Annotated in this window: 14 protein-coding genes; 2 read left to right on the top strand and 12 right to left on the bottom strand. The window is 73.2% G+C overall.

Annotated elements, in window-relative coordinates; genetic code table 11:
• Positions 1-65 precede the first annotated feature (65 nt).
• The 5 genes from ffh to nsdA all read right to left on the bottom strand — a co-directional run bounded on the left by ffh (position 66) and on the right by nsdA (position 7,858).
• Positions 66-1,631 carry a signal recognition particle protein gene (ffh, locus tag V6D49_RS05285; RefSeq protein ID WP_340557553.1) on the bottom strand — a complete coding sequence of 522 codons (1,566 nt, stop codon included), beginning with the start codon at positions 1,629-1,631 and terminating at the stop codon, positions 66-68.
• 180 nt (positions 1,632-1,811) lie between these two features.
• Positions 1,812-4,256 carry a [protein-PII] uridylyltransferase gene (locus V6D49_RS05290; protein ID WP_340557555.1) on the bottom strand — a complete coding sequence of 815 codons (2,445 nt, stop codon included), beginning with the start codon at positions 4,254-4,256 and terminating at the stop codon, positions 1,812-1,814.
• Between the two features lie 89 nt (positions 4,257-4,345).
• Positions 4,346-4,684: a P-II family nitrogen regulator gene (locus tag V6D49_RS05295; protein WP_191211924.1), complete on the bottom strand. Its 339-nt coding sequence runs from the start codon at positions 4,682-4,684 to the stop codon at positions 4,346-4,348.
• Entirely contained in the window at positions 4,681-5,979 is a 1,299-nt protein-coding gene (locus V6D49_RS05300) for an ammonium transporter (RefSeq protein WP_340557557.1), read from the bottom strand. Before V6D49_RS05300 ends, V6D49_RS05295 begins: the two co-directional genes overlap by 4 nt.
• 367 nt (positions 5,980-6,346) lie before the next feature.
• Entirely contained in the window at positions 6,347-7,858 is a 1,512-nt protein-coding gene (gene nsdA, locus V6D49_RS05305) for a transcriptional repressor NsdA (RefSeq protein ID WP_340557559.1), read from the bottom strand.
• Between the two features lie 291 nt (positions 7,859-8,149).
• On the opposite strand from nsdA, the gene V6D49_RS05310 reads away from it, so the two are divergent.
• Positions 8,150-8,848, top strand: coding sequence for a bifunctional DNA primase/polymerase (locus tag V6D49_RS05310; RefSeq protein ID WP_340557561.1), 699 nt, complete (start codon positions 8,150-8,152; stop codon positions 8,846-8,848).
• Between the two features lie 82 nt (positions 8,849-8,930).
• Here the strand turns inward: V6D49_RS05310 and ftsY are convergent, their stop codons facing one another.
• From ftsY to V6D49_RS05335, 5 genes are all read right to left on the bottom strand, one after another.
• Entirely contained in the window at positions 8,931-10,136 is a 1,206-nt protein-coding gene (gene ftsY, locus V6D49_RS05315) for a signal recognition particle-docking protein FtsY (protein ID WP_340557563.1), read from the bottom strand.
• A gap of 151 nt (positions 10,137-10,287) precedes the next feature.
• A complete protein-coding gene (locus V6D49_RS05320) occupies positions 10,288-11,709 on the bottom strand; it encodes a sugar porter family MFS transporter (protein WP_340557565.1) in 1,422 nt (473 codons plus the stop codon).
• A gap of 252 nt (positions 11,710-11,961) precedes the next feature.
• Positions 11,962-15,525 (bottom strand): chromosome segregation protein SMC, encoded by a 3,564-nt coding sequence (gene smc, locus V6D49_RS05325; RefSeq protein ID WP_340557566.1) that lies wholly within the window; start codon positions 15,523-15,525, stop codon positions 11,962-11,964.
• Positions 15,526-15,721: 196 nt separating this feature from the next.
• The gene (locus tag V6D49_RS05330; protein ID WP_340557568.1) at positions 15,722-15,931 is read right to left on the bottom strand and encodes a hypothetical protein; all 210 of its coding nucleotides are present in this window, start codon (positions 15,929-15,931) and stop codon (positions 15,722-15,724) included.
• A gap of 332 nt (positions 15,932-16,263) precedes the next feature.
• Complete coding sequence (locus tag V6D49_RS05335; protein ID WP_340563692.1) at positions 16,264-16,560, bottom strand: acylphosphatase; 297 nt, start codon at positions 16,558-16,560, stop codon at positions 16,264-16,266.
• A 258-nt stretch (positions 16,561-16,818) separates the two neighbouring features.
• Here V6D49_RS05335 and V6D49_RS05340 point away from each other — a divergent pair, with 258 nt between their 5' ends.
• Positions 16,819-17,598: a CAP domain-containing protein gene (locus tag V6D49_RS05340; RefSeq protein ID WP_340557570.1), complete on the top strand. Its 780-nt coding sequence runs from the start codon at positions 16,819-16,821 to the stop codon at positions 17,596-17,598.
• Here V6D49_RS05340 and mutM read toward each other — a convergent pair.
• Both mutM and rnc read right to left on the bottom strand, forming a co-directional pair.
• The gene (gene mutM, locus V6D49_RS05345; RefSeq protein WP_340557572.1) at positions 17,592-18,512 is read right to left on the bottom strand and encodes a bifunctional DNA-formamidopyrimidine glycosylase/DNA-(apurinic or apyrimidinic site) lyase; all 921 of its coding nucleotides are present in this window, start codon (positions 18,510-18,512) and stop codon (positions 17,592-17,594) included. The genes V6D49_RS05340 and mutM overlap by 7 nt on opposite strands.
• Before the next feature lie 7 nt (positions 18,513-18,519).
• The gene (gene rnc, locus V6D49_RS05350) at positions 18,520-19,320 is read right to left on the bottom strand and encodes a ribonuclease III (protein WP_340557574.1); all 801 of its coding nucleotides are present in this window, start codon (positions 19,318-19,320) and stop codon (positions 18,520-18,522) included.
• Between the last annotated feature and the right edge of the window lie 13 nt (positions 19,321-19,333).

A 19,333-nucleotide genomic window follows, 5' to 3' on the forward strand; every position in this document is an offset into this window, starting at 1 on the left:
GCCGCGGGCCGGTCACCGCGGCCCGGCCCGCTCCCGTCTCACCCGGACGGCCCAGCCGCCCACCGTCACTTCGGCGGCAGCAGGTCGCGGAACTCCTTGGGCAGCTCGAAGTCCTCCGGCGCCTGGCCGGCGCCGGGCAGACCGAAGGCGCCGCCGTTCCCGTCGCCCTCGCGCCGGGCGGCCGCGGCCTGCTCCTCCTGCCGACGCTTCATCGGGTTGCCCGACTGGCGCTTGCCCTTGCCCTTCTTCTGCTGCTTGGCCTTCTTCTTGGCCCCACCCCCCATGCCCGGCATCCCCGGCATGCCTGGCATCCCGGGCATGCCGCCGCCCTGGGCCATGCGGGACATCATCTTGCGGGCCTCGAAGAACCGCTCCACCAGGTTCTTCACGGCGCTGACGTCCACGCCCGAACCCCGGGCGATCCGGGCCCGGCGGGAACCGTTGATGATCGTGGGGTCGTGGCGCTCACCGGGCGTCATCGACTTGATGATGGCGGCGGTGCGGTCGACGTCCCGCTCGTCGAGGTTGTTGATCTGGTCCTTCATCTGGCCCATCCCCGGCATCATGCCGAGCAGCTTGGAGATCGAGCCCATCTTGCGGACCTGCTCCATCTGGGACAGGAAGTCGTCGAGGGTGAACTCCTTGGGGCCCTTCGCCAGCTTGGCGGCCATCTTCTCGGCCTCTTGCTGGCTGAAGGTCTGCTCGGCCTTCTCGATGAGGCTGAGCACGTCCCCCATCCCGAGGATCCGGGACGCCATCCGGTCCGGGTGGAAGGCGTCGAAGTCGTCCAGCTTCTCGCCGTTGGACGCGAACATGATCTGCCGGCCGGTGACCTGCGCGATGGACAGCGCCGCACCACCACGGGCGTCACCGTCGAGCTTGGACAGCACCACGCCGTCGAAGCCGACGCCGTCCCGGAAGGCCTCGGCGGTGTGGACGGCGTCCTGACCGATCATCGCGTCGACCACGAACAGCGTCTCGTTCGGCCGCACCGCGTCCCGGATGTCCGCCGCCTGCCGCATCATCTCCTGGTCGATGCCCAGGCGGCCGGCGGTGTCCACCACGACGACGTCGTACTGCTTGGTCCGCGCGTACTCGATGGAGTCCTTGGCGACCTGCACCGGGTTTCCGACGCCGTTGCCCGGCTCGGGGGCGTAGACGCCCACACCGGCCCGCTCGGCGACGACCGTGAGCTGGCCGACGGCGTTGGGCCGCTGGAGGTCACAGGCGACGAGCAGCGGCGTGTGGCCCTTGCCCTTGAGCCACTGGCCGAGCTTTCCGGCCAGTGTCGTCTTACCGGCGCCCTGGAGGCCGGCGAGCATGATGACCGTCGGGCCCTGCTTGGCGAAGCGCAGCTGGCGGGTCTCGCCGCCGAGGATGCCCACCAGCTCCTCGTTGACGATCTTGATGACCTGCTGGGCGGGGTTGAGGGCCTTGGAGACCTCCGCCCCCTGGGCCCGCTCCTTGACCTGCTTGATGAAGGCCCGTACGACGGGCAGCGCGACGTCGGCCTCCAGCAGGGCGATGCGGATCTCGCGCGCCGTGGCGTCGATGTCCTCCTGGCTCAGGCGGCCCTTGCCCCTGAGGTTCTTGAAGGTTGCTGCGAGGCGATCGGAAAGGGTGTCGAACACGGCGGTCGCGAATCCTCACGTACATCGGTGCCGGCGGTCAGTCGTGCCGCGGTGTCCCGGTCGGCTGTGCACCGGCGGGGGCGTCGCGACACGCACCGACCAAGGGTATCCGCACCGTACGGCAACGGTCAGCCGCCTGTGGACAGCTCCGTGACCGAGCGGGGCGGCGCGCCGCCCCGCTCAGCCGCCCAGCGAGCCCTGTACCGCGCGGGCCAGCTCCTCGGCGGCGGTCCGCGGCAGCGGCGCGCCCGTGCCGTCGGTGACGTAGAAGGCGTCCACGGCGTTGGCCCCCAGGGTGCTGACGTGGGCGCTGCGCACGGTGACGCCCGCCTCCTCCAGGGCCCGGCCGATGCCGTGCAGCAGCCCCGACGCGTCCTGGGCGCGCACCTCGATGACGGTGGCCCGCGCGGAACCGTCCGGGGCGACCGTGACGCGCGGCGGCGGGGCCTGGAGCCCGCGACGCCTGCCCCGGTAGGCCTTCTCCCGCTCAACGAGCCTTGCGGCCACGTCCAGGGTGCCCTCCAGGGCCCGGCGGAGGTCCGCGCGCAACCGGTCGGCGGCGGGCAGGGAGCCGTACTCGGCGGCGACCCGCCAGGTCAGCAGGAGCACCGGACCCTCCCCCACCGGGTCGGCTCGGGTCAGCTCCGCGGCCCGTACCGTCAGCCGGTGCAGCGCGAGGACGCCGGCCACGGCGGACAGCGCCCGGGGATGTCCGGGCAGGGCGACCAGCAACTCGACGCCGACGGGCTCACCGGCCGCGTCGGCGTCCGGGCCTTCGGGACGCGTCCGCAGGGTGAGCACCGGGCCACGGGTGCGCGCCGCCTCCACGGCGAGCCGTTCCGCCTCGGCGCCGAGCTCGGCGGGCTCCGCCTCGCCGGAGTGCGGCGGGGCCTCACCGGCCAGGACGGCGGCGGTACGCCGGGCGAGGTCGGTGACGAGGGCGTCCCGCCAGGCCGACCAGGCCGCAGGCCCGGTGGCCAGCGCGTCGGCCTCGGTCAGGGCGTGCAGCAGTTCCAGGGTGCCGGGGGCGCCGACGGCCTCCGCCACGGCGCTGACGGTCGCCGGGTCGTCCAGGTCCCGGCGGGTCGCCGTCTCCACGAGCAGCAGGTGGTGCCGGACGAGCGTGGCCAGGACGTCGGCGTCGGCCGGCGGGAAACCGATGCGCGCCGCCATGTCCCGGGCGATCGTCTCCCCGGCCACGGAGTGGTCGCCCGGCCAGCCCTTGCCGATGTCGTGCAGGAGCGCGCCGACCAGGAGGAGGTCGGGGCGCTGGACGCGGCGGGTCAGCGCGGACGCCTGCACCGCGGCCTCCACCAGGTGGCGGTCCACGGTCCAGCGGTGCACGGCGTTGCGCTGCGGCCGGCAGCGCACCCGCTCCCAGTCGGGCAGGAGCGCCGTGACGAGCCCCTCGGCCTCCAGCGCCTCCCAGACGGGGACGGCGTCCGGCCCGGCGCCGAGCAGGGTGACGAGGAGTTCGCGGGCCTCGGCGGGCCAGGGCACGGGCAGCGGAGCGGCGTCCCGGGCGAGCCGCCGTGCGGTGGCCAGGGCGAGCGGAAGCCCGGCCTGGGCGGCCGCGGCGGCGGCGCGCAGCACCAGGCAGGGGTCGCGGTCGGGACGGGCGGTGCGGGCCAGGACGACCTCGCCGTCCTGCTCGACGACGCCCTCGGCGAGCGGTGTGCGCTCCGGAGCCTGGTGACGCGCCTCCCGGCGCGTCACCAGGGAGCGCAGGCCCCGTTTCGCGCTGCGGGCCTTGAGCACCCGCCCGACCTCGCGCCAGGTGACGTCCTGCGCGTAGGTCAGCGTGCGCCCGGCCTCGTAGACCTGCCGCAGGAGGGCGTCCGCACCGTGCACGCCGAGGGCGTCGGCCACCTGGTCCTGGTCCTGGAGGGCGAGCCGGTCGGTGCCCCGGCCGGTGGTCAGGTGGAGTGCGTCCCGGACGTCGAGCAGCGTGCCGCGCGCGGCGGCCAGGCCCTCGCGCGGGGCGTCGGCCAGCCAGGACGCGGCGACGGCGCGCAGCGCGGTGGCGTCGCGCAGCCCACCCCGGGCCTCCTTGAGGTCGGGTTCGAGCAGGTACGGCAGCTCACCGTGGCGTTCGGCACGCTCGTGGCCCAGTTCACGCAGCTCGGGCAGGCGGCGCGGGGCGTGGGCCCGCCACTGGGCGAACTGCTCCGTGCGCAGGACGGCGGTGAGCGCGGCGTCACCGGCGACGTGCCGGGCGTCGAGCAGGCCGAGCTGCACCTTGAGGTCGTCGGCCGCCGTCCTGCGAGCCTCGGCGGGCGTGCGGACGGCGTGGTCGAGGTCGAGGCCCTGGTCCCACACGGGGTACCAGATCCGGTCGGCGAGGGTGGCGAGCGCGCCCGGGTCCAGCGTGCCGTCGTGCAGGAGCAGCAGGTCCAGGTCGCTGCGGGGCGACAGTTCGCGCCGCCCGTACCCGCCGACCGCGACCAGGGCGACGCCGGCGGGCGCCCCGGCCATGAGGCGGGCCAGCCAGGCGTCGGTGAGGGAGGCGAGCGCCGCACGGCGCGGCGGCCCGGACCGCGTCCCCTGGAGGAGACGCAGCCGGGCCGCCGCGTAGCCGTCGCCGGGTTCCGTCCTGCCGGTCGTGTCCGTGGTCTCGGCCGTCATGCGGTTCCCCACTCCCGTGGTCGTCGTCACTGAGTGTCAGCCCGCCGACGGCATCGGCGGCGGCGCCGGTGTTCGGGGCGCGGACGGCGTCAGAGCGCGTCCGGGCCGCGTTCGCCGGTGCGGACCCGCACCGCCTGGTCGACGGGGACGCTCCACACCTTCCCGTCGCCGATCTTCCCGGTCCGGGACGCCTTCACGATCACCTCGATGAGCTGGTCCGTGTCGTCGTCCTCGACGAGCACCTCGATCCGGATCTTCGGCACGAGGTCGACGGTGTACTCGGCGCCCCGGTAGACCTCGGTGTGCCCGCGCTGCCGCCCGTACCCGCTGGCCTCGGTCACGGTGAGGCCGTGCACCCCGAAGGCCTGGAGCGCGTCCTTCACCTCGTCGAGACGGTGCGGCTTGATGACTGCGGTGATCAGCTTCATGCGTCGACCTTCTTACCCTCGGTCTTGCCCTCAGGGGCGTCGGTGGTGGTGTCGGTGCCCGGCTTGCCGGGTGCGACCGCGGCGCGGGCGGAGGAGGTGCCCACCTGGCTGAAGTCGTAGGCGGTCTCCGCGTGGAAGGCCTGGTCCACACCGGCCACCTCGTCGTCCTCCTCGGCGCGCAGACCCATCGTCACATCGACGAGCTTGGCCAGCAGCCACGTCACGACGAAGGTGAAGGCCATGACGGAGAAGGCGCCGAGCGCCTGCTTGCCGAACTGCGCCAGGCCGCCGCCCTCGGTCGCGAGGAATCCGACCATCAGGGTGCCGATGAGCCCGCCGACGAGGTGGACGCCGACGACGTCGAGGGAGTCGTCGTAGTTGAGCTTGAACTTCCAGCTGACCGCCCAGGAGCAGACCAGGCCGGCGACGAGACCGATGGCGATGGCACCGAGCGCGTTGACGGCGGCACCGGCCGGGGTGATCGCCACGAGACCGGCGATGGCACCGGAGGCGGCGCCCAGCGTGGTGAACGCGCCGTGCTTGACGCGCTCGTACAGCAGCCAGCCGAGGACGGCCGTGGCGGTGGCGACCTGCGTGTTCAGCGCCATGTTGGCGGCGGTGCCGTCGGCGGCGAGGGCGGAGCCGGCGTTGAAACCGAACCAGCCGAACCACAGCAGCGCGGCGCCCAGCAGGACCAGCGGCAGGCTGTGCGGGCGCATGGGCTCCTTCTTGAAGCCGATGCGCTTGCCGACGACGAGGACGGCCGCGAGGGCGCCGATACCGGCGTTGATGTGGACGGCCGTGCCGCCCGCGAAGTCGATGACCCCCATGTCGAAGAGCCAGCCGCCCTCGGCCCACACCCAGTGCGCCACCGGGAAGTAGACGACGCTGACCCAGAGCGTGATGAAGACCGCCCACGCGCTGAACTTCACGCGGTCGGCGAGCGCGCCGCTCATCAGCGCCGGCGTGATGACGGCGAACATCATCTGGAACAGGACGAAGGCGAAGACGGGGATGCCCTCGTCGCCGCCGGTGAGGGTGTCGGCGTCGATGCCCTGCAGGCCGACGAACTCCAGGCTGCCGATGATCCCCCCGGAGTCAGCGCCGAAGGAGAGCGAGTAGCCGAACAGGACGTAGAGCACGCTGACGATGCCGAGCGCGATGAAGCTCATCATCAGCATGTTGAGCGCGCTCTTCACCCGGACCATGCCGCCGTAGAAGAAGGCCAGTCCAGGGGTCATCAGCATGACCAGCGCTGCGCTGATCAGGACGAAAGCGGTATCCGCGCCGTTCAATGTGGACGTCTCCTCGTGTCACGACCCGTGGGGGAGGGCTCTGGGGCTGGGGATGTCCCACAGCGTGCTGGCGCGCGGTTTCCTGTGATGCGCCTCGCTGTTTCGCAGCCGTGACGAAGAAGGCGGCTGTGTTACGTCCGCATGAACGGGGGAACCGGCCGGTGCTCACACGCCCGGCGCCGGGCCCGTTACGCCCGGATACGCCCGTCCGGGTGCGGCCGGGCGGAAACGAGCAGGCCGGCCGCGCCCCCGCCCGGGGACCTGACGTGGAGGAGCCGTGTCGGGTGCTGAGGGGCGGGCGCGCGGCCGGCGGTCCTACGGGGGTGCGGCCGGCGGGCGGTGTAGACGACCGCGACCGTCCGGGACGTCAGACGGCGATCGCGGCTTCGGCGGTGGGCAGCTCGCCCGGCAGCCGTTCGGCGAGGGCGGCGATCTCGGCGACATCGGCGAACTCGCGGCGGGCGCTGCTGGCCGTCTTCCTGATGCGGGTGTTGACGCGCTCCGAGCGCAGCCGCTTGGCGACGTCGATCGCCTGCCCGGTCCGCGCGGCGCACGCGTCCGGCTCCCGGCGCAGCAGGTGCACGGTGGCGAGCCCGACCAGGTTGAGGGCGAAGGACCGGTGCGGCCCCTGGCTCACCCGGACGCACTCCTGGCCGAACAGCCGTACCGCCTTCTCCATGGGCTTCAGCGCGAGGGACGCGTAGGTGTGGCTGCGCCCCGCGACGTAGGCGAGGTCGCGGTAGGAGTGCGCGTTCTCCGCGTTCAGCTCGGCCTCGGAGAAGAAGGAGATCCAGTCGGGCTCGGCCTCCTGCGCCGGGTCCGCGTCGGCGAACGTCTCCTCGGCGAGCCGGACGGCACGGTGGCACTGTTTGGGCTGGCCGAGGTTGGCGTGCGCGCGCGCCTCCATGGCGTACAGCATGGCCTGCGTCCGGGCCGTGGCCCCGTCGCGACCGCCGTACTGGGCGAGGTGGATGAGTTCCAGGGCGTCGTCGGGCCGGTTCAGGTGGATCATCTGGCGTGCCATGTTCGACAGGACGTAGGAGCCGAACGGGCGGTCGCCGGCCTCCTTGGCCGCGTGCAGGGCCAGCACGAAGTACTTCTGCGCGGTGGGCTGGATGCCGACGTCGTAGCTCATCCAGCCGGCCAGCTCGGCGAGCTGGGCGGTGACGGAGAACAGCCGGGCCCGGACCGGCTCGGGCCGACTCTCCTGGAGCAGGTCGGTCACCTCGTGGAGCTGGCCGACCACGGCCTTGCGCCGCAGGCCGCCCCCGCACTGCGCGTCCCAGCCGCGGAACATCCGCGTCGTCTCCTCCAGCAACTCCAGCTCCGGCCCGGAGAGCGGCAGACCCCGCCGCTGACCCGGCTGATGGGGGACGACGGCCATCCCCCCGGCGTCCCCGGCGGGCCCGGGGGCGGGCACCAGCCAGCGCTGCATCGGCTCGATGAGGGCGGGACCCGCCGACATCGCCAGGGACGTGCCGAGGTAGCCGCGCCGCCCCAGCATGAGGTCGCTGCGGGAGAACTCGTTGATCATCGCCACCGTCTGCGGCCCGGCCCAGGGCAGGTCGACGCCGGAGGCCGCTGCCGTCTGCCGGGCCTGGCGCAGCCCCAGGTCCTCCACGGACACGACACAGCCGAAGCGCTCGGAGAACAGTTCCGACAGGATGCGCGGGATCGGTTCGCGCGGCTGTTCCCCGTCCAGCCAGCGGCGCACCCGGGAGGTGTCCGTGCTGATGTGGTGGGCGCCCATCTCCCGCGCACGCCGGTTGACCTGGCGGGCCAACTCGCCCTTGGACCATCCGCTGCGCACGAACCACGAACGGAGCTGTTCGTTCGGGCGCTTCTCAGCCGAGCCGCCGCTGCCGCTGTTGCCGCCCACTGGAGGCCCCCAATTTCGTGAAGAAGAACGATGCCCGGTCCGTGCCCCCGTCATACCCCGGAACCGTGCCTGCTTGGTCACTGCGTCAACCGAAAGTAATCCTACGATCACCAGGGCGGCGAGGGGGAGACGGGAAACGCCACCATTCGCCACCCCTGCGGCAGACGCTAACCGGAAGCACGCGCGCTTCACTTGCCCTACCGACATCACCACCCGGTCGAGTGACGCGCGGGGAAGGCGTACGTGCGGTGCACGGCGTAACCATCGGCCGGGAGACCCGTTGGAGGGAGCATGGGCTTCACGATCGGCGGCATCCGGGAGTTGCGGGAGTTGCGGCAGACGGCACGCCGTGGCCGGAGGCTCGGCCGGCCGCAGAGCCCGGTGAGCACCGCGGTGGCGGAGTACACCGGGCTGTGGGGCTGGGCGGTCGCCCCCGGAGCGCGAGCCGTGCGCGACGCGGGCCGCACCGTGTGTTCCTGCGGCGCCCCCACCTGCCCCGAGCCCGGCGCCCATCCCCTCGCCGCCGCCCCCGAGGTGCCCGCGGGCACGACGCTGGGCGAGGCCGGCCGCGCCTGGAGCGACGTCCCGGGTGCGGCGCTGCTGCTGCCGACGGGCCGGTCCTTCGACGTCGTCGACGTGCCCGAGGACGTCGGACGGCGGGCCCTGGTGCGGTTGGAGCGCATGGGCCTGCCGGTCGGTCCCGTCGCCGTGGCACCGCACGGGCGGACCTGGTTCCTGGTGGCGCCGGGGGCGGCGGCGGAGCTGCCGGGGCTGCTGTCGCGCACCGGCTGCGACGCCGTCGGCCCCGACCTGCGGTGCCTCGGCCCGGGCGCGTACATCACCGCGCCGCCCTCGGATCTCGGTGGCCTCGGCCCCGTCCGGTGGCTCCGCCCGCCGACGCTGGAGGCGGCCGGACGACCGCCGGAGGCCCGGCTGCTGCTCGGCACGCTGCTACGGCTGACCCGGCGCGTGCCCGCCGCCCGGCCGTAGCGGCCGGGAGCGTCCCACACGCGTGCGGCCGGACCGGTTGCCTTGCCCCGGGCCGGGCCGGCCCGGCCCGGCCGCACGGTGGTCAGTCGCCGAGCAGCGCGTCCACGAACGCCTCCGGCTCGAAGGGCGCGAGGTCGTCGGGGCCCTCCCCCAGACCGACCAGCTTCACCGGGACGCCCAGCTCCCGCTGCACGGCGATGACGATGCCGCCCTTCGCGGTGCCGTCGAGCTTCGTGAGCACGATGCCGGTGATGTTCACGACCTCGGCGAACACGCGCGCCTGCACGAGGCCGTTCTGACCGGTGGTGGCGTCGAGGACCAGCAGGACCTCGTCGACGGGGCCCTGCTTCTCCACGACCCGTTTGACCTTGCCGAGCTCGTCCATGAGGCCCGTCTTGGTGTGCAGACGCCCGGCCGTGTCGATCAGAACGACGTCGGCGCCCTCGGCGGTGCCCTCCTTGACGGCGTCGAAGGCGACGGAGGCCGGGTCGCCGGCCTCGGGACCGCGCACGGTGCGGGCGCCGACCCGCTCGCCCCAGGTCTGGAGCTGGTCGGCGGCGGCCGCGCGGAAGGTGTCGGCCGCGCCGAGCACCACGGACTTCCCGTCGGCGACGAGGACGCGGGCGAGCTTGCCGGTCGTCGTGGTCTTGCCGGTGCCGTTGACGCCGACGACCAGGACGACACCGGGCCGGTCCACGGCGCCGGAGGCCTCGGTGTGGACGGTGCGGTCGAGGTCGGTCCCGACGAGCGTCAGCAGCTCCTCGCGCAGCAGGGCGCGCAGCTCGTCGGGGCTGCGGGTGCCGAGGACCTTGACGCGCTCACGCAGTCGGTCGACCAGCTCCTGGGTGGGCGTGACGCCGACGTCAGCGGTCAGGAGGGTGTCCTCGACCTCCTCCCAGGTGTCCTCGTCGAGATGGTCCCGGGAGAGGAGGGTCAGCAGGCCCTTGCCGAGGGAGGTCTGGGACCGGGAGAGGCGGGCGCGCAGCCGGACGAGCCGGCCGGCGGACGGCTCGGGGACCTCGACGGGCGGCGGGGGTGCCACCTCCTCGGTGACGGGCGGCGCGTCCGTGACGCCGGGGAGGCCGACCTCGTCGATGGTGCGGCCGGGGGCCTCGGGAGTGCCCTCGGCCTCCTCGCCGACGTGCGGTTCCCTCGGCGGTGCGGTGATCGTCGGTGCGTCGCCCTCCGGCGGCGGCACCTCCTTCTTGCGGCGCCCGCTGACGACGAGCCCGCTGATGACACCGAGAGCGACCACGGCGATGACGACGAGCAGGATGACGATTTCCATGGGTTCCCTAGTCTGTCGCCCGATCTTCCGCTGGGCGGCTGGGCGGCTTGTCGGATGCGCGGCCCGACCAGTATCGGCCATCGCCCGGACACGGCGCTGCCCCGGCTCGGGCGAGCCGGGGCAGCGCTGAGGAGAGGGCGGCGGGGTCGGGTCAGCCCATCTCCTCCAACGCCTTGCCCTTCGTCTCCGGCACCCACTTGAGGATGAACGGGACGGAGAGCACGGCGAAGGCGGTGTAGATCATGTAGGAGCCGGAGAGGTTCCAGCCGGAGAGCGAGGGGAAGCTCGCGGTGATCAGCCAGTTGGTGACCCATTGGGCACCTGCGGCGACACCCAGCGCGGCGGCCCGCATGCGGTTCGGGAACATCTCGCCGAGCATCACCCAGACGACGACACCCCACGAAAGGGCGAAGAAGAGCACGAAGGAGTGCGCGGCGACCAGGGCGACGGCGCCCTGTGCGTCGGGCAGGCTGACGTCGTCGCCAGTGCCCGTTGTGAAGGAGAACGCCCAGGCGGCCAGGGCGAGGGAGATCGCCATGCCGACGGAGCCGATCAGGGCGAGCGGCTTGCGGCCCAGCCGGTCCACGAAGATCATCGCGATCACCGTACCGACGATGTTGATGATCGAGGTGGTGAAGGAGTAGAAGAACGAGCCGGCCGGGTCGATGCCGACGGACTGCCACAGCGAGGAGCTGTAGTAGAAGATCACGTTGATGCCGACGAGCTGCTGGAACATCGACAGGCCGATGCCGACCCACACGATCGGCAGCAGGCCGAAGCGTCCGCCGGTGAGGTCCTTCAGGCTCGGCTTGTGCTCCCGGCGCATCTGGGTGGCGATGCGGGCGACCTCGGCCCGCACGTCCACGCGCTGCGGCTCGACCTGGGCCAGCACGGCCTCGGCCTCTGCGGTGCGGCCCTGGGCCACCAGGTAGCGCGGCGACTCGGGGATCCGCAGCGCGAGCAGCCCGTAGACGAGCGCGGGCACGATCTCGATGCCCAGCATGAGCTGCCAGGCCTCCAGCCCGAGCAGCTCACCGCGCTGCTCGCCGTCGGCGAGGGTGAGGAGCCCGTAGTTGACGAGCTGGGAGCAGGCGATGCCGAGCACGATGGCGGCCTGCTGGAAGGAGGCGAGCCGCCCGCGGTAGGCGGCGGGGGCGACCTCGGCGATGTAGGCCGGGGCGATGACGGAGGCCATACCGATGGCCACGCCGCCCAGGGTGCGCCACACGGCCAGGTCCCACAGCGTGAACGGCAGCATGGAGCCCAGGGCGCTCATGCCGAAGAAGACCGCCGCCAGTCGCATGACGCGCAGACGTCCGAGGCGGTCGGCGAGGCGTCCGGCGATCATGGCGCCGAGCGCCGCGCCGAGCAGGGCGATGGCGATGACGGCGCCCAGGGTGGCGTCTCCGACGTCGAACTTCCCCCGGATGCCTTCCACGGCGCCGTTGATCACGGCGCTGTCGTAGCCGAAGAGGAAGCCGCCCATGGCGGCCGACGCGGCGATGAAGATGACGTAGGTGAGCTGCCGGGGCCGTCCTACGGCGCCGTCGCCCACCTGCTCGGTGCTGGTCACAGTGGTACTCCTGCGGGCCCGGCGACGGTGCCGGGCGTGGGGGTGGGTCGCTGTCCGGTGGTGCACGTCTGCCCGTAACCACCGGCTGTACGCCAGAAGCGACTCAGCAGAGACTATGCGTTCAAGTTCCGAAGTCAATACCTGAGAGGGATCTCTCAGTACGCGAGATACACGGTCGGGATGTTCAAGAAATGTAGCCGGAAGGGAAGAGTCCGCTTCACCCGAGTGGACCCGCTCCGCCGGGCCGCCCGGTCAGCCGAGTCGCTGACTGATCACCTTGGAGACGCCGTCCCCCTGCATCGACACGCCGTACAGCGCGTCGGCCACCTCCATCGTGCGCTTCTGGTGGGTGATCACGATGAGCTGTGAACTCTCCTGCAGTTCCTTCATGATCCGGATGAGCCGCTGGAGGTTGGTGTCGTCCAGCGCGGCCTCGACCTCGTCCATGACGTAGAAGGGACTCGGCCGTGCCTTGAAGATCGATACCAGCAGCGCGACGGCGGTCAGCGAGCGTTCCCCGCCGGAGAGCAGCGAGAGCCGTTTCACCTTCTTGCCCGGCGGGCGGGCCTCGACGTCGACGCCGGTGGTGAGCATGTCGTCGGGATCGGTCAGCACGAGCCGTCCGTCGCCGCCCGGGAACAGCCGCGAGAACACGCCCTCGAACTCGCGGGCCGTGTCGTGGAAGGCCTCGGTGAAGACCTGCCGCACCCGCTCGTCCACGTCCTTGACGACCTGGAGCAGATCACTGCGCGTCTTCTTCAGGTCGTCGAGCTGCTCGCTGAGGAACTGGTGGCGTTCCTCCAGGGCCGCGAACTCCTCCAGCGCCAGCGGGTTGATCTTGCCGAGCTTCTGGTAGGCGCGCTCCGCGGCGGCCAGCCGCTTCTCCTGCTCGGCCCGGTCGAACGGGACGGGACGGTTGCGCGGGTGGTCCGGATCCTCCGGCAGCACCTCGCCCTCGGCCGCCGGAGAGGGGGGCACGGGCTGGTCGGGTCCGTACTCGGCGACCAGGACGTCCGGCTCGACGCCCAGTTCCTCCAGGGCGCGGGCCTGCAGCTGCTCGATGCGCATCCGCTTCTCCGCGCCCAGGACCTCTCCCCGGTGGACCGAGTCCGTGAGCTTGTCCAGCTCGGCCTTCAGCTCCCGGCCCCGCGCGCGCTCGGCCGTCAGCTCGCGGTCCCGCTCGGCACGGGCGCGTTCCGCAGCGCCGCGCTCCTGCTCGGCCCGGGTGACGGACACCTCGACGTGGGCCAGCAGCTGCCGGGCTCCGTCGGCCACCGCCGCGGCCACCGCCGCATCGTGACGCGCGCGGGCCCGGCGCCGTTCGGCCCGGTCCCGTGCCTCCCGCTCGGCCCGCGCGGCCCGGTCCAGTCCGTCCGCCCGGCCCGCCAGCGCCTTGACGCGTTCCTCGTGCGTGCGGACCTGGAGGCGGGCCTCCATCTCGGTCTGGCGGGCGTTGGCGCCGTCGGCGGCGAGCCGGTCGCGCACGGCCGGGTCCGGCTCCTCCAGGGTGTCGGCCGTCTCCTGGGCGACGGCCAGCCGCTCGGCCAGCTCGGTGGCGGCCTCGGTCGCCTGCGCCAGGGCGTCCTCGGCCTTGGCCACCGCCGCCTCGCAGCGCTCCGCCTCCCCCGCCGCCCCCTTGGCCTGCCCGGCGAGCCGACCGAGCCGGGCGGCGACGGCGGACTTCTCGCGGTAGGCGGTGCTGCGCCGGCGACCCAGCTCCTCGGCCGCCGCGGCACACTCACGGCGCCGCTCGGCGGCCCGGTCCCGGGCATCGGTCAGCTCAGCGCACCGCGCCTCCAGCCGCTCCAGCGTGCTGGCGGCCTCGTCCACTGCCGCCTGGGTCTCCAGCAGGCTCGGCGCTCCGGCGGAACCGCCCTGTGCGAAGTGCGCCCCGAGCAGATCACCGTCGGCCGTGACCGTGGTGATCCCCGGCACCGCGCGCAGCAGTTCGACGGCCGCCTCCAGCGTGTCGACGACGACGACGTCGGCCAGCAACCGCCGTACGGCCGGCAACAGCTCCTCCGGGCCGCGCACGAGCCCCGCCGCGTAGGTCAGGCCCTCCGGTCCGACGGCCGCTCCGGGCGGCCCGGCACCGCCGACGAGCAGGGCCGCCCGGCCGGCGTCGAGCTTGCGCAGCCGCCGCAGGGCCTCCGCCGCCGCTCCGGGCCCGTCCACGGCGACGGCGTCGGCGGCGGCGCCGAGCGCGGCGGCGACCGGGACCTCGTACCCGGGCGTGACGGTCAGCAGTTCGGCGGCCGGGCCGAGCAGCCCGGTGAGCTCGTGGCGGGCCTCCAGCAGCGCGCCGGTGCCGTCCTTGCGGCGCAGACCGAGCGCGAGGGCCTCCCGGCGTGCCGCGGTGGCCGCGCGCTCCCGGTCGGCGACGGCCAGTTCGTCGCGGACGGCGCCCGCCTCCGTCTCCGCCCGCGCCAGCTCCTCGCGGGCGGCCTCGTACCGGGCGGCCAGTTCGGCGTCCCCTTCGTCGAGACCGTCGACCTCGGCCTGGAGGACCTCGTACTCCTCCTGCGCGGCGACGGCACGCCGACGCGCGTCGTCCCGCGCCGCGCTCAGCCGGTCGATCTCGGCCTGGGCGGAGGCGGCCCTGCTGCGGGCCGCGGCCGCCTGCCCGCCCAGCCGGGCCAGCTCCTCACGGCGCCGGGCGATCTCGCGGGCCACGTCCTTGAGCTGCCGCTCCTCCTCGGCCAGGCGGAGCTCCAGCTCCGCGCGGTGCTCGGCGGTGTCCTCCAGCGCCCGGGAGGCCGCCTCCAGCGCGGCCTCGAGCTCCGCCTCCTGCTCGCGGACGCGCCGGGCCTCGCGCTCCAGTTCCTCCGGCTCCCGGCCGCGCCGCTCCTCCACCGGCACGCTGCGGGCGCTGGTGACGCGCGCGTCGGCGAGGCTGATGGTGCCGCGTACGCGTTCGGCGAGCTGCGACAGCGCGTGCCAGGTCTGCTGGGTCTCCTGGAGGCGCGGCGTGAGGCGGCGCACCTCGTCCTCCAGAGCCGTCTCACGTTGCTGCGCGGTGCGCAGCGCGGCCTCGGCGGCGTCCTTGCGCTCCTTGAGCGCCGCCTCGTCGGCGACCTCGGCACGCAGAGCCTGCTGGAGGGCCACCAGGTCGTCGGCCAGCAGGCGCAGCCGCGCGTCGCGCAGGTCCGCCTGGATGACGGCTGCCTTCCGGGCCGCGGCGGCCTGCCGGCCGAGCGGCTTGAGCTGGCGGCGGAGTTCGTCGGTGAGGTCCTGGACGCGGGCCAGGTTCGTCTGCATCGCGTCGAGCTTCCGCAGCGCCTTCTCCTTGCGCTTGCGGTGCTTGAGGACGCCCGCGGCCTCCTCGATGAAGGCACGGCGCCCGGTCGGGTCGGCGTGGAGGACGCCGTCGAGCTGGCCCTGCCCGACGATGACGTGCATCTCCCGGCCGATACCGGAGTCCGAGAGCAGTTCCTGGATGTCGAGCAGCCGACAGGTGTCGCCGTTGAGCTGGTACTCGCTGCCACCGTTGCGGAACATGATCCGCGTGATGGTGACCTCGGCGTAGTCGATGGGCAGCGCGCCGTCGGCGTTGTCGATGGTGAGGGAGACCTCGGCTCGGCCCAGCGCGGCCCGGCCCGAGGGGCCGGACGTCCCGGCGAAGATGACGTCCTCCATCTTGCCGCCGCGCAGGGACTTGGCGCCCTGCTCCCCCATCACCCACGAGAGGGCGTCCACCACGTTCGACTTGCCCGAGCCGTTCGGCCCGACCACACAGGTGATGCCGGGCTCGAAGCGCAGCGTGGTGGCCGAGGCGAAGGATTTGAACCCGCGCAGGGTCAGGCTCTTGAGGTGCACGGCGTGTGACTTTACCGCTGTGACGCGGTTTCGCCGCTGAAGGCGCCGGGCACATCACTCGGTAACGAAGGACCGACGGCCGGTGGGCGAATCGGGGGCGGACAGGGACACGCGAGACATGACGAAGGGACGCCGAAGCGTCCCTCGCAGTTCTGCACAGTGGTGAGCGCCTGACGCACACCTGCCCGGGGTCGGGTCAGGTGAGAGCAGGCTCGCCCTGGGAAACGTCGATGCTGTCAAGCAGCGAGTCGCCGTGATCGCGTGCGGCGGCCGACAGCGCGTCGTTCTCGGCCTGCATCCGGATCAGCTCGGATTCCAGGTCCTGAACACGCTGCTGAAGCCGTCGCATCTCGGCGAGGACTCGGGGGTCGGAGCCGCCGACGTAACCGAGAAGCGCCTTTGCCATGATGGATGGTCCTCCACACTGAGTGACCGACCGCAGAAGGGTGGGTCGTCTGGGCCGTGAGGGATGGGCTCCCGCGGCGCCTGCTCAAGCACGTTCACAGGGTCGAACGAGCAAGGTGCGCGGGGCTTCCAGCGTCTCACCAAAAGTTACGACGGTCAACACGATCACGCCCGTGTACGCGGACGGCCCGGCTCGACGGCGGTAGGGAGCGCCGGAGCAGCGGACCCCGCGCGGTGCGGAGCTCCTTTTGTGGATCACTCGTGCCGCAGCCTTGCACGTCACGCGGCGATTGGCAACCAGTTCACTTCACGGACATCGAGGTCGCCCGGCGGTCAACGGATCTCGAAGTCCGGGTAGCCGCCGCGCGGCGCACTCCATATCTCCGTGACACCGATCACGTCGCCGGGTGTCCGCGGGCCCGTGAGCCAGTCCAGCAGGGCGGCGCAGCGTGTCCGGGGCCCCTCGGCTACGACTTGGACCCGGCCGTCCGGGAGGTTCACGGCGAAGCCCGTCAGCTCGCCGATGCGCAGCGCGTTCGCCCTGGTGTACCAGCGGAATCCGACCCCCTGGACGGTCCCGCGCACCCAGGCCGTGAGCCGGACGTCCGCCGGTTCGCCGCCATCGGGCACGGCGTGCCCCCCGTCCGTCCCGGGCTCCTCCTGCGGCCCGGTGACCGTTCCGTTCCCCATCGTGCTCATGTGACGCACGCTATCCGCCGAATTCCCTCCGGCGCACCTCCGCGGCGGGGGTGATGGCGTACTGTCCCGGAACACATCTCACTCCTTCGAGTGAAGCCATCGCCGTCGAGCACGTGAGGACCGCCGCACATGGGCCGCCACCGACATCGCAAGCGCAGGGTGACACCGCTCCGAGCCGGAGCGCTCGGCGTGTCCACGGTGGCCGTGGTGGGTGCTGTGGCGGTGGGGTCGGGCGTGGTACCCGGGCTTGGTGACGGCTTCGGGCTCACCGACGACGGGCCGGCCACGTCCGTGCGGGCCGAGGACTCCGCCTCCGGCACGCCCGGCGCTTCGGAGGGCGCCGGGGAGCGGGAGGGCGAAGGCGCCTCACGCGGCGAGGCGCGGTCCGCGTCCCCGTCGGCCGAGCCCTCGACGAGCACGAAGCCGTCCGAGAAGCCCGCGAAGGAGCCCTCGAAGAAGCCCTCCGCGCCGCCGGAGGCGAAACGTCCCGCCGAACCGGAACCGGACAGGACCACCAAGCCGACCCCCGCCGCCCCGAAGCCCGAGACGCCCAAGCCCAAGGCGCCGACGACGCCCGGGGACTCCGGCGTCCACTCCGCCGCCGAGGCCCGCGTGCTGGCCCTCGTCAACCAGGAGCGCGGCCGGGCCGGATGCAGCCCCGTGCGGGCCGACGCGGAGCTGGCGAAGCTGGCGGGCGACTACAGCAAGGACATGGCGGTCCGCGGCTTCTTCTCCCACACCGACCCCGACGGCCGCAGCCCGTGGGACCGGGCCGACGACGCCGGCGTGGACCACATGGGCGGCGAGAACATCGCCCGGGGCCAGGCGGACGCCGAGGCGGTGATGGACGCGTGGATGAACAGCACCGGGCACCGCGACAACATCCTGAACTGCGCCTTCACCACCCTGGGCGTCGGCGCGCACTTCGCCGGCGGCGGCCCCTGGTGGACCCAGGCCTTCGGTTACTGACCCGGCCGGGCGGTCCCGGCTCCCGCCGCGCGCGGGCGCCAGGGCCGCTGACAGCGCGGGCAGTGGTAGCTGGAGCGGTTCATCCACGGGCGACGGCGTATCGGCGCACCGCACCTGCGGCACGGCTCGTCCTCGCGTCCGTAGGCGTCCAGGGACCGGTCGAAGTACCCGGACTCCCCGTTGACGTTCACGTAGAGGCTGTCGAAGCTCGTGCCCCCGACGGCCAGCGCCGCGTTCATCACGTCGCGGACGTGGCCGAGCAGCTCCGCCGACCGGGCCCGCGTCAGCGTGGCGGTCGGCCGGTCGTAGTGCAGCCGGGAGCGCCAGAGGGCCTCGTCGGCGTAGATGTTGCCGACACCGCTGATCAGTGACTGGTCGAGCAGGGCGCGTTTGATCGTCGTGCGCCGCGACCGCAGCGCGGCGTGGAAGGCCGCCTCGTCGAACGCGGGGTCGAGCGGGTCCCGGGCGATGTGCGCGATCACCTCGGGCAGCCCCTCCGGCGTCATCGGGTGGAGGGAGAGCCCGCCGAACGTGCGCTGGTCGACGAAGCGCAGCTCGCCCTCGGCCTCGTCGGCGAAGGTGACGCGCACCCGCAGGTGCCGCTCGTCGGGCGCGGCGGCGGGCTGGACGAGGAGCTGGCCGCTCATCCCGAGATGGGCCAGGACCGCGAACGCCGACGGCCCGGCCTCGCCCGGCGCGGTGCCGGGCGGGCCGAGCGGCAGCCACAGGTACTTGCCCCGGCGCTCGACGGCGTCGAGGCGGCAGCCGACGAGCCGGGCCGCGAAGTCGGTCGGCCCGGCGACGTGACGGCGGACCGCACGCGGGTGGAGGACCGTGACGGCCTCGACCGTCCGGCCGGCGACCCAGCGGTCCAGACCGCGCCGGACGACCTCCACCTCGGGCAGTTCGGGCACGTGACCCTCAGCTCGCCGATCCGGCGGGGGTCCCGTCGGACGTCGCGGCCGCGCCGCCCTCGGCCCGCGCGGCGTCGGAGGCCGCGCGGATCTCCCGCCAGGCGGTCTCGGCCGCCTGTTGTTCCGCTTCCTTCTTGCTGCGGCCGGTGCCGGTGCCGTACGCGACACCACCGACGCGGGCGGCAGCCGTGAAGGTCTTCTCGTGGTCGGGGCCGGTCTCGGTGACCGCGTACTCGGGCACCCCGAGCCCCTCGGCCGCCGTGAGCTCCTGGAGGCTGGTCTTCCAGTCCAGGCCGGCGCCCAGCCCCGCGGACTTCTCGATCAGCGGGTCGAAGAGCCGGTGGACCAGCTCCTCGGCCGCCGTCAGCCCCTGGTCGAGGTAGACGGCACCGATCACCGCTTCCAGGGTGTCCGCGAGGATCGATGCCTTGTTCCGGCCACCGGTCCCCTCCTCACCCCGGCCCAGACGCACGAAGGCGCCGAGGTCGAGGCCGCGGGCCACCTCGGCGAGGGCCCGGGAGTTGACCACCGCGGCACGCAGCTTCGCAAGCTGGCCCTCGGGCAGTTCGGGATGGGTGCGGTAGAGCGTGTCGGTCACCACGAGGCCCAGGACCGAGTCGCCGAGGAACTCCAGGCGCTCGTTCGTGGGGAGCCCGCCGTTCTCGTACGCGAAGCTGCGGTGCGTCAGCGCACGCGTCAGAAGGGCGGACTCAAGGTGATACCCGAGCCGCCCTTCCAGAAGCGTGTGGGACGAGGCCGCATCCACCAGACCCGCCGCTGCCCGCTTGGGCGTACTGGCGTCTGACATGGAGCCTGTCACC

It is taken from the genome of Streptomyces sp. GSL17-111 (genome assembly GCF_037911585.1).
Taxonomy (GTDB): domain Bacteria; phylum Actinomycetota; class Actinomycetes; order Streptomycetales; family Streptomycetaceae; genus Streptomyces.